This is a genomic window from Barnesiella sp. An22 (assembly GCF_963931395.1).
In the GTDB taxonomy this organism is placed as follows: domain Bacteria; phylum Bacteroidota; class Bacteroidia; order Bacteroidales; family Barnesiellaceae; genus Barnesiella; species Barnesiella merdigallinarum.
Genome location: NZ_OZ007014.1, coordinates 2193217 through 2205906, shown reverse-complemented (window position 1 = coordinate 2205906; position 12690 = coordinate 2193217). Strand labels below are relative to the sequence as shown.

General features: G+C 46.4%; 9 protein-coding genes and 2 pseudogenes. 2 read left to right on the top strand and 9 right to left on the bottom strand.

Going from position 1 to position 12690, the window contains the following annotated elements; all coding sequences use genetic code 11:
- The 7 genes and pseudogenes from ABGT88_RS09065 to istA form a co-directional block, all read right to left on the bottom strand.
- Entirely contained in the window at window positions 1-2367 is a 2367-nt protein-coding gene (locus tag ABGT88_RS09065) for a TonB-dependent receptor (protein ID WP_346701644.1), read from the bottom strand.
- Between the two features lie 90 nt (window positions 2368-2457).
- Window positions 2458-3102 (bottom strand): DUF4903 family protein, encoded by a 645-nt coding sequence (locus ABGT88_RS09060; RefSeq protein WP_346701642.1) that lies wholly within the window; start codon window positions 3100-3102, stop codon window positions 2458-2460.
- Between the two features lie 45 nt (window positions 3103-3147).
- Window positions 3148-4542 (bottom strand): hypothetical protein, encoded by a 1395-nt coding sequence (locus tag ABGT88_RS09055; RefSeq protein WP_346701640.1) that lies wholly within the window; start codon window positions 4540-4542, stop codon window positions 3148-3150.
- Between the two features lie 157 nt (window positions 4543-4699).
- Entirely contained in the window at window positions 4700-6163 is a 1464-nt protein-coding gene (locus tag ABGT88_RS09050) for an outer membrane beta-barrel protein (RefSeq protein ID WP_346701638.1), read from the bottom strand.
- A gap of 22 nt (window positions 6164-6185) precedes the next feature.
- Window positions 6186-6785, bottom strand: a complete 600-nt coding sequence (locus tag ABGT88_RS09045; RefSeq protein WP_346701636.1) for a hypothetical protein — start codon at window positions 6783-6785, stop codon at window positions 6186-6188.
- Between the two features lie 103 nt (window positions 6786-6888).
- Complete coding sequence (gene istB, locus ABGT88_RS09040; RefSeq protein WP_346701634.1) at window positions 6889-7677, bottom strand: IS21-like element helper ATPase IstB; 789 nt, start codon at window positions 7675-7677, stop codon at window positions 6889-6891.
- Window positions 7678-7688: 11 nt separating this feature from the next.
- A pseudogene (istA, locus tag ABGT88_RS09035) lies at window positions 7689-9253 on the bottom strand (IS21 family transposase).
- 183 nt (window positions 9254-9436) lie between these two features.
- Here istA and ABGT88_RS09030 point away from each other — a divergent pair.
- Window positions 9437-10375: pseudogene (locus ABGT88_RS09030) on the top strand (ATP-binding protein); the annotation flags it as partial.
- Window positions 10376-10496: 121 nt separating this feature from the next.
- Window positions 10497-10778, top strand: coding sequence for a helix-turn-helix domain-containing protein (locus ABGT88_RS09025; protein WP_015532751.1), 282 nt, complete (start codon window positions 10497-10499; stop codon window positions 10776-10778).
- 381 nt (window positions 10779-11159) lie between these two features.
- On the opposite strand, the gene ABGT88_RS09020 is transcribed toward ABGT88_RS09025, so the two are convergent.
- Window positions 11160-12104 carry a WYL domain-containing protein gene (locus ABGT88_RS09020; protein WP_346701631.1) on the bottom strand — a complete coding sequence of 315 codons (945 nt, stop codon included), beginning with the start codon at window positions 12102-12104 and terminating at the stop codon, window positions 11160-11162.
- 122 nt (window positions 12105-12226) lie between these two features.
- Window positions 12227-12670, bottom strand: a complete 444-nt coding sequence (rplI, locus tag ABGT88_RS09015; protein WP_087407283.1) for a 50S ribosomal protein L9 — start codon at window positions 12668-12670, stop codon at window positions 12227-12229.
- Between the last annotated feature and the right edge of the window lie 20 nt (window positions 12671-12690).

The window sequence follows — 12690 nt, the reverse complement described above, 5'->3', positions numbered from 1 at the left end:
TCAATTCCTTTTTATAAGTTTGAGAAATTCGTCTATTTTGAACTCCACTTGTACAAAGCCCCTTGTTCCCGCCGTAGCAGGTACATTGAAGGCCGTAAGTCCCGAACCAAGCGTTTCCGGCTTGTAGTTGAACAGGTTATCCACTCCCAAAGTCAACTTCACTTTATTATAGAAAGTCTGCGTTACACTCAAGTTACATAAGGCATAAGTAGGCAGGATGCAACGGAAGTAGGCATCGTGGCTCACACCATCCACTGTCAGACGGTCCTGCACATCATATTGCTTCTTTCCCATAATGGATGCAGTAAAGCCGGCCAGCAGAGAATAATTCTTTTTGTTCAGTGTATATTCCAATCCGGCTGTAGCGGCATGAGGTGAGGTGGTACTGATGCGTAAACCGTCTATCTTGCTTACATACACATACGAATAGGATGTATTCAGTGCAAGGCAATCAAGCATTTTCCACCTTGCCAGCAATTCCGCACCCACCAGTTCCTGCGAGGCAAGATTCTCATACTCGAAGTTGTACTGCATGTCATAGATTCTCCATACTCCCTCTATCTTGTTCTTGTAGAGATTTCCGTAAGCAGTGGCGTTTACGAACAGGCGTTCACCGGCATACTCGGCACCCAGCGAAAAATAATTGTTCTTTTCAGGTTTCAAGTATTCGTTTCCTTTTATCATGAACATTCCCAAATGATCCCAGTTAAAGAACAGCTCCTTGATGCTTGGAGAGCGGTATCCCTTGGAATAAGTGGCACGCAGACTCCAGTGCTCGGAAGGTGAATACTTTCCGGCCACGGTAGGCATCCACATAAAACCGAACTGTTTGGAGAAATTGGTACGTATGCCCGCCGTGAGCATCCACTGTTCGTTTGCCGTCCACTCGTCCTGAAGGAAATATTCAGTCTCATGCAGGGCACGGCTCAACATCTTATGGCTTCCTTTTCCGGCAAAACGGTCACTGGTGAGTTCGTCCGTATAATGCTCAACTCCAAACGTCAGATGATGGCCGTCAAAATAGTCGCTTGTTATCTTCAGACGGGGTTGCATGATGCGGCTCTTATAAACCTTGCGTTGTTCGTCGCGACGCTCATGGCGTTTATAGCGGTCATAGAAGTCCGTGTGCAGGCTTGCAGTCACAGTGAACCAGTCTTTCAACGAGTATGATGCCCTTGCGCCCAGTGTATAATCCTTAGACTGACTGAAAACAAGGTCCTGCACCATATCGAACTGGTTCATCCAAAAAGCAGTTCCATATACTTCCGCCTTGAAGTTTTTGCCCGGTTCAAAAAAGAGTTTCTGCGAGACAGACAGGTGTTCCGTACCCTCTACCCCCATAGGAGGACGGGGCATATCGCTCTGTATAATCACATCCTCGTCAAGGAAAGGATTCGCTTCGGCAGTGTACACTTTCCGGTCGCCTTCTGCCTGATAGAGATAGAAGGCATCGCTCTCGCTGTACCATACGTCTGTCTGTGTGCCGAACCATTTGTGTTTCCAACCCGCCGAGGCCCAGCTTTGGAGATTGGGACGGTCGGAATTCTTCTCGAACATATAAAGGAAATCCTTTTTCGACGGGTTTTTGTAGTTGCGTTCGTTCATCTGGCCGTAACGCACTCCTGCGTCAAACCGAAGTCCGTCCGTTGGCTTCTTGGTTATCAGATTGATAACCGCACCCGATGCCCGCGAGCCGTATAACGTGCTCGTGGCACCTTTTACAATCTCAATACGATCCAACGCATGGAGGTTGAATCGTTCATAGTCAAGGTTTCCCGCCATGTCGCCCGTCATGCGCTCTCCGTCCATTAAGAACATGACATGACGTGCATCAAGTCCCTGCATGGAAATCTCGTTGCCGAAACCTACTTTCTGGATGTTCAGTCCCGGTGTCTGCTGTTGAAGCACTTTCTGTATGTCGCTATACCCGGCTTCTACCATGGATGCCGCACTGATGACCTGCGTCAGTATGGGAGCCAGCTTTACAGGGCGTTCCTTATACGAGCCGATTACGGTTACTTCACCTATCATCTCGTTGTCCGACTCCATGTATAGTTTTTTGGGGAAGTCCTTTACCGGAAAGCTGCCCTCCAACGGTTTAAAGCCGATATAGGTCACTTGATAATAACACACTCCACCGCCTGCCACCTCCAGCGTTACGCGGCCGTCTTCATCAGCCACCGCATGAAAAGGTTTGGCAGCGTCCTTGACATTGGAATAGGCCACAACTGCGCCTGCCAATGGTATGTCTGTACCTCTCTCCACAATGGTTATGCCTATCTTGACGGCTTCGGTGGCGGCTGACGCATGGCATACCATCATGATAAGTGACAAGAAGGTGAATGTCAGTTTATAGATAGTCTTCATTCTTTCTTCATTTTTACAAATTACAAAAAAAGAGGGAAGATAACGGTGAGGCTATCTTTCCTCTTTTCCCTATACGCTTACAAGAGAAGTTCACTCGATACCGTGTTCTTTCTTGTATTCTTCAAGGTCTTTCTCATACTGTGCAAATTCTTCTTCAAACCGGTCAATGCGGGTAGGGTCAATCTTTTGCAAGTAAACGTCTGAACTAAAGTTCATCACATTAAAGTTAGTAACGAATTCAATCTCATTAGTGTTTACATTTAAGAAACCTGTTACACTACCAGCACCTCCATTGCCGTTGTCATATTCCTCATCAATGGCGGTATAGACCGTATTACCACCATCGCCTTGAAATTTAATCCAGCCCTCCCCTTGGTATTCTTCTTTTTCCCAAGAGTTGAGTTGCATAAACTTCACATCAATAGTGAACCAGATGGTAAGAGGCATTTTTCCTACGCAGAACTCCCTTATCTGGAGGTTAAGTATGTCATCATCTTTCCAATTCAGATAATATTTCAAAGGGCATCCCTCGTCTAATAATGTCTTGTTCACTGTCCCCTGCATTGCTGTTGCGTTTAAAACAACACTGTCTTGCAAGATTTCTTTTGCCGCACTGATATAGCTTTCGGAAACCGGAGTCTTGGTAATTTCCTCATCAGCAGTGCAGGAAAAGAACATCACGCAAGACAGTGTCATTAACACAACAGCAATGAGCATCATTAAAAATTTCTTCATGATGATAAAAAAATTAATGTTTCTAATTATAAGACTCCAATTGCTTTATTTATTGTAATTTGTTGTCCAATCATATGCTTTAACTCCATATCCGGACGGAAGACTATTCCATTGAATTAGGTCGTTTTCTATATAATACTTTTGGATAAAATCTTTTGTTTCCTGCCTATTATAAATGTCTTCATCTATTCCAAATCGACATTTTTTAGAACTAGTTCCATAGACTCTTTTAAGTTCGGGGTGAACAATTTCGTTCACAGAGGGGAGGAGTGCTAAGCGTAATTCGGAAGCAGCTTCAAATTGTCGCAATTCTAACGCCTTCAATTTTGGACAATCTATCAATGTAATGCTTGTTGCAGTCGTAGCATTATTAGGAAAATGCACCTCTTCCAAACTATCACAGCAGTACAATAGAAAATAGTCACCAAATTCAGCATTGTCCCCTCCGCCATCACCACGCTGTCCGAAAGTCGTTGATTTTGAAATATCAAAGTCTTTCAGTCCTTCATTATATTTCATATCCACATAACATAAATTTTCAATGTTACGTGTATCAAAACCATTAGGAGTACTAATATTCTTCAATTGCAATGAAAAAGCAGAACTTGGAATAGGGAAATAGCTGATTTCACATTTTTCATCGGTCAGCATATACAACATTGCCCCATTATATCCTTTATTATTGGCGATATACTGAAAACCTTCAATGTTACCTACTGTCATAGTTTTATTTTCGATATCAAGGGTAGTAAGATTTTGAGAACGCTCATTCGGCTTAACAAGGCGTTTAGCTATATCAATATATTCACCATCAAACATAGACGGATATAATTTTTGCAACAAGGTGCGCCACTTTTCGTCAGGCACTTCTCGCAATGTCGTATATTTAGCCAAATTTCCTGATGCATCTTCCATCTGTATATCTGCACTTGAAGCATTCTGATAGAAAGCTACAATTTCATTACAATTATATTTTGCTATTTCAGGTAGGCATAGTTTCGTCAGGTTATGAAGCACGGTTACTGTTTCATCGCCATTCTCTTGTGTTTCAATATTTACCAAACCAGGAAAATCGCAAATCTCATTTCCTGTCAAGTCCACTCCCGTAATCTGCTCCGGCAACTTGGCAAAGTCGAACGCCGGGCCATAACCATTGTCCGACAAATCCACCTCGGTCAGATTAGGCAGTATGCTCAGTTCAGAGAGTGCGTCGGTGGAGATGTTCGTTCCCGAAAGGTCGAGGGTGGTGGTATTGTTGGCCAGTTCGTCCAGCAGCAGGTTGCCGTCGGCATTGAACTGGTAGCCCTTCTGGGCAAGGATGGTTTTCAGTTCCGTATTCTGCACGGTGGCATTGCTATACACAAGCCCTTCTTCTTCGCTGCAGGCGGTAAAGCCGAGGCACAAGGATAGCGCGGCCACACCCATGTAAAGTTTGTTCATTATTTCAATCTTAATTTGAGTTATACTTCTTTTTATCGATGCAAAAGTACAACCATCGCACAACCCCTACAATACCTTAAAATTGGTATTTTAGTGTTCACCATTTGTGGGTAGGAAATCCAGACTGAAAACATAACCCGCTGAATTTCAAAAGAAATCAGAGTTGCCTGTTAAAGCGGTATTTGAATATCACGATGAAGTAACTACCTATTTGTTGCGTATGCCTTTCCGACAGCCCGGCAGATGAAACGCTGCGGGTGAAGTTCTTTTTCTGGCTGAGGATGTCCGACCAGTAGAACGACAGCTCCGCTTTTTTCTGTTTGAGGAAACGCCACGCCAGGCGCACGTTCCACACCTCCTGGTCGTCCGCGCCTTTGCGGATATTCGTCCCGTTGCGGAAGGAATAGGCGGCATCGCTCCGCAACTGGATGCCACCGGGCAGGTCGGCGTAGGCGTTCAGCCCGAAGCGGTAATCGCGGGTGTAATCGCCGGTTCCACGCAAGCGGTTGGTGGAATGGCGGAAACGCCAGTCGCCCGTCAGGTCAAAGCCTCCCCATTGGGGCTGGTAGCCTACGCGCAGGTTGGCATTCAGCGAACGGTTGCGGGTAATGCTGCGGTCGGGCTGCTCCCTTTGCCCCTCATTTACAAGGCTCACGCTTTGGGCAAGCAAGGCACTTGTACGCGCCGCTATGTTGAAACGCCGCTTGATGCGTTTCTGGTAGCGCAGGTTGGCGCGGCTGCTCCAGTTGCCGTTAATGTTTACCGGATAACTTTCCCTGCCTCCCGTCATGGTGTTGTAAGTCACCGCCCGTATCACGCTGTTCTGTGTGTTTGTCCAGTTCAAATCGCCGCTCAGACCTATTTTCGTGTCCCGCGCTTCCAGCCTTATGTTCTGGTTGAAGGAAGGCTTCAGGCCGGGATTTCCACGGGTGATGTTCAGCGGGTCGCTGTTGTCGGTCAGGGTAAGCAGGTCGCCCAACGCAGGCTGCCGGGTGTTCCCCTGATAGGTCAGTTGCACCCGCGTCTGTTTCCTGCGCCATGCCACTGTAAGATTGGGGCTGTAATTGCAGGATTGCCGGACGGTGTCTGCCTGCAGCATCCCCGTCTTCTGGTCAAGGCTTTGCCGTTCGGGGGAAACGAATATCCCGGCACGGATGTCCCACTCCTTGTCGGCATAGTTCAATGTAAGACCCATCGTATGGGAAATGCTGCGGCTTGCGCTTCGGTTGCTCAGGCTGTCCGTATAGCCGGTTTCGTAATTGTCGGGAAGATACCCTGCCGGACGGTCACCGTCGTCTTCCCCAAAGAACGGGGACAGGTCATACGTGTCGCGGTTGCTGTATTGGCGGTCGGACTGGAACTTGTAGGACAACTGCATCTTCAGCCGCTTGCCCAGCGGCTGCGTGAAAGACAATCCTGCCGCAAGGCTGCGGTTGCGCATCGGGCTGTGTTGGTACTGGTTGCGGTAGAGTACGGAGTCGCCGCACATGTAGCCGTCCAACTGGTAATAGGTGGTGGATGACACGGAGAAATTGTCGTTGTCGTTCCGCCCGTCGGAGTATTGCACGGTCAGGCTGACGTTGCTTCCTTTGCCGTTCAGCTTGCGGGTGACTTCTGCCATGAGCATGTACTGTCTGTTACGGCTATTTGAGACGGAACTCATGTCGATGGAGTTTATCCGAATATCGTCCGCAACGCTTTCTTCCGCGCCTTCCCCCGAATGGGTTGGACACATCCAGTCCGGGGTCGGCACTGTATGTGTCCTGCCGGTTGCCGTTCTCGCCGGAACCTTTCGAGGTACTGAAATTTCCGGTAAAACTTAAAAGCGTCTTGTCATTCACATACCATTGCGCCCCCAGCGCGGCACTTGCCATGCGGTTTTCCATGCGGTTGGTGTTGGAGGAATAGCGGTAAGTATTTCCGGTATTCAGATATTGTTCGTAATAGGATGTGCCTTCACTTCCATTTATAAAGTTGTTGTACATCACATTCCCGTTCACGGATAAGTCCGGACCGAATTTCTTTACGAAGTTCAAGGCGATATTATCCGTCCGGTTGTCTTCATAAGAGGTTGTCATATTCCGGTTGCCGGACTTGGCGATAAGTGAAAGGTTCTCGCCGCTTTTCTTAAAATAGTTGCCCGTCAGTTCCGCTTCTTTTTTCTTGTTGTTACCCTTGCCTGCGGCTATGGAAGTCATCAGTGTACCGTTGAACTCCTTCTTGGTTTGCAGTGGAAAAGCCACGCGACTTTGACCCTTTTGGCCAAACAGGATTTGCCCACCTTTGGCTACAATATGATTGACCCTTTAAAGTCCTGGTGTTTGGGGTCAATTTTATTTTACCCTTTTAAAATTTCCCGTTTTTCTTAGACCTTAACTTTCGCATACTTTCACCATATAACTCTATGGTATGAGCCGTATGTATGATGCGGTCAAGGATTGCATCAGCTATTGTCGGGTCACCTACCATGTCGTACCAGTTGGAGGAGGGGTACTGCGATGTGATGATGATGGATTTCCGTTCATGCCTGTCCTCGATGATGTCAAGCAGTATGGGACGCTCCTTGGCGTCGAGAGGCACGATGAACAGGTCGCCAAGGATGAGTAACTGGCATCGCTCAATCTTCTTGAGTTCCGTTTCAAGTGTACCTTTGACTTTGGCGACTTTCAGCGCTCCGAGCAGTTTCGGGGCATTGGCATATAAGGTACGGAATCCCCTTTTGCATGCTTCGTGGCCGAGGGCGCAGGCCAGATAGCTTTTCCCCGTTCCTGAAGAACCGGTAATGAAAAGGTTCTGTGCCTTATGCACAAAATCAAGGGTGGCGAGACGTTCCATCTGGTTGCGATCCAGCCCCCGGTTCGTGGCATAGTCGATCTGTTCAATATAGGCCTTGTAACGGAATGCCGCATTCTTGGTAAGCCGTGCAATGGCAGCCTGCGCACGATAGTCCCATTCGCGTGCAAGGAGCATGGAAAGGAACGTGTCCGCAGTCATGGATTGCGGAGTGGTGCCGGCAAGACTTTCCCTGAAAGCCTCTGCCATGCCATGCAATTTCATACGGTTCATTAAATCCAGCGATATGGTATTCTGGTTCTGTTGTCCCGTAACGGGAGCTGTTTTATTGTTTACTTCCATACATATGAGTTTTATTGTTTGTCCTTTCTGTAATATTCACGTCCACGTATGTTTTTGTGGGTCAATGGAGCCGGGGAAGTCATGTCGGGCTGTACTTTCCCGTCCTCATCGGGAAGGAAATCCGCGTCTTCTCCCAGTTCAAGCACCTCGCGCAAGGCCTGATACCCGTATTGCAACTTCTGGTCCGCACATGCGCAAGCCGCCACCAGACGGTCGCGACCGTATTTTTTCTCCAACGTCAAGATACCCCGACAGGACCTGAACGCTTTTGGCGGATATTGCATGGCACGCTCCACTTCCCGTAGATAGTTCAATACGATATTGTCTATTTCCGAGGCACGCCGGAAGAGTTCCTCCAAGTCCTTGTCATAGGGGCCATAGTGTCCCGGCAGGTTGTGCTCCTTTTTCAAGGAATAAGCGCAGGGAATGTCACAGCGGTCATGGGTGGCGACAAGGTTCATGCCACAGTAGATTTCCACCGTATCGGCATCATAGAGAATCGTCACACGCTTTCCTATACATTCCTTGGGAACACTGTAATGGTGCTTGAACAACGAGACGTAAGAGTTCTTCCCGACAGTCATCAGCTTCCTCTCTTTCATTACGTAACGTTTCACGGGAAGCGGCCGAAGATAATCCTTCTCTCCCTGAAGGAACATTTCCTTGCGTGACACCTCCCGTCCGGCCATCACCTTTTCATTGAAATCAAGCAGGGAGACACGGACGGCGGTATTGAGTTCCTCCAGGCCGGAAAATGTCATTCCCTCTATGTCAAGGTAAATGGAACGGTAGAGGAGCTTTACGGCATTCTCTACCAAAGCCTTGTCTTTGGGATGACGCACACGGGCGGGATAGACCGCACAGCCGTAATATTCGGCAAAAGCGGCGAAATCATCATTGATGACAGGCTCGTTGCGGTCGCTTCGTGTGACGCAGCCTTCAGATTGTCGGGGACGATAGCCGCAGGAACGCCTTCAAAATATTGAATGGCATTCTCACATGCCTTTATCAGGTCTTCCTTGCGTTGAGACCACACGGCTTCGCAGTAGGTATAATGGCTGAACGGAAGGATGGCGACAAACACCTCGGCTTTCTTCGTCTCGCCCGTCATTTCATCAACGACTTCAAGCCTGTCACCGGCAAAGTCAATATACATCTGGTCGGCGGCATAGTGCTCGACATGACCGACGACCTTGACGTGAAACTTGTACTGACGGACAGCCCGTTTGAAGGAAGACAACTGATAGCCATCAGGATATTCGGCATGGTATTCCTTGAACAGTTTTCGGACACTCATGCCTTTGCGTGACAGGCGGGATACATATCCGGGAAGCAAGGCCTCCAGTTCAATCCTCCTGGAAGAAGGCTCCCGATGCCGGGATGCCGTACAGCCGAACAACTCATCCAACTGCCCGTCGGACAGGGAAAGAAGCTGTTCAATACTCTTGCCGCTTGAAAGGAACAGGCGGACATACTTGCGGACAGTATTACGGGAAATATGAAACGTGGAAGCCGTTTCCTTGATTCCCATGCCGGCCGCATAACATCTTAAAATGTTTTTGATTCGTTTATCCATTTGTATAGATTTTATTATCACCCCCGTTACACCAGGACTCGGGCACTCAAATCTACACAAAAAAATCTATAACAATAGGTGAGCTAAGTGGTCAATACTATTTTGGCCAAAAGGGTCAATCATATTGTAGCCAAAGGGGACAATCCTGCTTGGCCAAAAGGGTCAAAGTCGCGTGGCTTTTCCACAAGACGGGATGAAAAGCAGGATGTTGTGGATTACGAACACTTCACCGTGCCATTTATATTAACCGTAGATGAGATTTTATCAAAGATTGAAAATCTGACAATGCGTGAAATGCTGGGAGGCACGCTCTTCCCTGACACTATGAAGCAATATGACGACTATACCATCCGTGAAGCTCTTCATAACTGTATTGCACATCAAGATTACACGATGCAGCAGCGAATCAATTTCGTGGAAAATCCAACATACCTCTATTACTCCAATGCAGGGAGTTTTATTCCTGGTACTTTGGAGAATGCTTTAACGAATGAAGAACCTCAAGCATATTTTCGCAATGAGTGTCTTTGTAGGGCAATGGTTGATTTCAACATGATAGATACAGTAAGTAGGGGTATAAAGAAGATGTTCAATGAGCAGTGGCGTCGTCACTTCCCAATGCCTGATTATGAAATTGACGCCAAAAACAAGAAAGTATCGGTACGCATTTATGGCAATGAGATAAATGAACAGTATACTAACTTGCTCAAAACAAACAACTCATTGACCTTGTGGAATTGCATATCATTAGATACCATCCAAAAGGGCAGAACCATTCACGAGGACATTGCACAGGATTTATTGAACAGAGGGCTCATTGAGGGCGAAGCCCCCAATTATACAATCTCTTTAGGGATTGCAAAAGCTACTCGTCAACTGCAAGGTTACACTAAGCAAAAAGGACTTGATAAGGAAAAAATCAAACAGATGATTTTGCAGTATCTTAAGAATGCTGGTACAGATGGAGCCAAGCGTGATAGCATTTATGAGTACGTCAAAGACGTAATGCCGCAAGTCAAGACACATGAACAGCAATTGAGACTATTAGGAGATATACTTAGTACGTTAAGTACCGATAAACTTATTTATCCGAAAGGACGAACATGGTTTTTGAAAGAATAGTTATAACGGAAGATTATGACGGTTTATCCCCAATTATAGCGGAAATTATAACGGATTCCGTCATATTATAGCGGATAATGAAATCCGATTAAGTCATGCCAAATTCGTAAATTGAAGAAGTATGTTATTAGGAGAAAGAATAAAAGAGTTAAGAGAACAGCACGGAGTGCTGCAAAGACAATTGGCTGCTCTGCTTGAGATAGATACACCGATGTTCAGCAAAATAGAGCGCGGAGACAGGCGAGCTAAACGAACACAAGTAATACAATTGGCTGAATATTTTAAGGTGGATAAGAATGAACTTCTCACTCTGTGGTTAGCAGACAAAGTATTAGATGCGGTAGAGGATGAAGACGAATTAAAACACGATGCGATAGAGGTTGCACAAAAAAGAATAGGCTAATACTTACAATTATCGGGAACTATATGGTATCATAACTATATAATCCCTGACATTAATATTTGATAATCAATGAATTGGTCTACAATATTCGGTTCAAGTGTGGAGTCATTAGTTTATTGAATGGAGGCTCTGGTAAGCCCTGTACCGATAAACAATACCCCACACCGTTATAGTAACAATGATGATACTACATACGGTGATGAATGTTATTGCTTATTCTCGGTACAAGTGAAATTTAACAGATTTCCATTCGAGAATAAAAGCTAACACTTTCATCTATCTACCATGTCACGTGGAGAACCACGCATGACAAAGGTATGAAATGTTTTTTGCAATAACAAGTCTTGGGGTATTGTGTTTTTGTATTGTTTATCATGTCGTTTAGTCGATTCTCTCTTCACTTTTGGGTTTGCTTGGCTTATTTCGATTGGCTGCCTGTTGCAAGGTGGCATATATGCGAGTCCGTAGTGAGAGGGGGGCAATTACTTCGACCGAGCGGCTGCGGGAGAGCAACTCCATCACAAAATCGTTGGTGATACGAAGTCGCAGTTTGATGGTGACTCCGCATGAGGTTTCGCTAAGAATCTGTTGTGAGTGGTGCAGGGGGAGCGTTTTAACAAAAGCTCCATCGACCGAGTCGTATTTGAGTATAATGTCTTCGATTGGGTCTTCGGGGTTGTTCCATATTCCGTAACTCTCTCGAAAGAGCGCAGGAATATCTATGAGTTCATTGCGGTGGAATTGAGTTCCCTCGAGGACGTTTATTGTCGAGATGCGATCCACTCCGAACGTTTTCAGTTTGCCGTCGGTATCATAGCCGATGAGATACCAGCGGTGTTGCGACTCTTTCAAAAAGTGAGGCAGGAGCTGTTTGTGTATGATTTCCCCGTTATGGCGTACCAAGGTGTAGTCAAATTCAATGGGATTTCTTTTTCGTATTGCCTTCAATAACGGAGCAATGAGTTCGTGGCGTATGGTATTCTGCCGATGTTCGGCAAGGACATACTTTTGAAGTACACTGTCGGCATTGATAGAACTGAGCAGCTCGAAGTTGAGCAGCAGGTCTTTGTAATTATCGGTCATTTCGTCGAGTGCGGCAATATAGTATCCTCGTGATTTATCGTTACGAATGACTATGCCGAACATTTCGTCGATGAGGGCGAAATCGCGTTGCATGGTTCGTTGCGAATAATTTGCATCTTGATTGTCGTACAGAGCCAGTGTGTTCTCTACATGCGAGATGAGCTCGTCTGTTGGCACATATTGAACTACCGACAGTTTGTTGATGAGGATTGCCAAGCGTCGTATTTGACTAATTTTTGCCATATCGGTCTGCTTTTTGTGGCAAAGATAATAGCATAGGACGACAAAAGGTGTCGCTGATTAAGCAAAGACACAAAAAAAAGCGCCCGATTGCTCGAGCGCTTTTTCTATGTAGATAGAGTCGATTATTCAGCAACGACTTCGAAGGGGATTTCTACGCTAACCTCTTTGTGGAGTTTGATAGTAGCTTTGTAGTGGCCCACTTCTTTTACAGGGTCTTTGATAATGATTTGTTTGCGGTCTACGTTGTGGCCCAGTTTCTCGAGAGCCTCGGCGATTTGGATGTTGTTAACCGAACCGAAGATGGTACCCGTCGAGCTGGTTTTTGCACCGATGGTGAGCGATACACCTTCGAGGGCAGCAGCCAGAGCTTGAGCGTCGGCTTTGATTTTCTCGAGTTTGTGAGCGCGTTGTTTCAGGTCCTCTTCACGCATTTTCAGAGCCATGGGCGAAGCGATAACAGCTTTTCCTTGGGGGATGAGGTAGTTACGACCGTATCCGCTTTTTACCGTAACGACATCGTCTTTGTAACCGAGGTTGGCGATGTCTTCTTTCAATATTACTTGCATGCTAAAATTCCTCCTTCGTT

Excerpts from the sequence above, each read along its gene's own strand:
- ABGT88_RS09065 (WP_346701644.1), bottom strand. The coding sequence starts at position 2,367 with ATGAAGACTATCTATAAACTGACATTCACCTTCTTGTCACTTATCATG.
- ABGT88_RS09020 (WP_346701631.1), bottom strand. The coding sequence starts at position 12,104 with ATGGCAAAAATTAGTCAAATACGACGCTTGGCAATCCTCATCAACAAA.
- rplI (WP_087407283.1), bottom strand. The coding sequence starts at position 12,670 with ATGCAAGTAATATTGAAAGAAGACATCGCCAACCTCGGTTACAAAGAC.
- ABGT88_RS09060 (WP_346701642.1), bottom strand. The coding sequence starts at position 3,102 with ATGAAGAAATTTTTAATGATGCTCATTGCTGTTGTGTTAATGACACTG.
- istB (WP_346701634.1), bottom strand. The coding sequence starts at position 7,677 with ATGGAAGTAAACAATAAAACAGCTCCCGTTACGGGACAACAGAACCAG.
- ABGT88_RS09025 (WP_015532751.1), top strand. The coding sequence starts at position 10,497 with ATGTTATTAGGAGAAAGAATAAAAGAGTTAAGAGAACAGCACGGAGTG.
- ABGT88_RS09050 (WP_346701638.1), bottom strand. The coding sequence starts at position 6,163 with ATGGCAGAAGTCACCCGCAAGCTGAACGGCAAAGGAAGCAACGTCAGC.
- ABGT88_RS09055 (WP_346701640.1), bottom strand. The coding sequence starts at position 4,542 with ATGAACAAACTTTACATGGGTGTGGCCGCGCTATCCTTGTGCCTCGGC.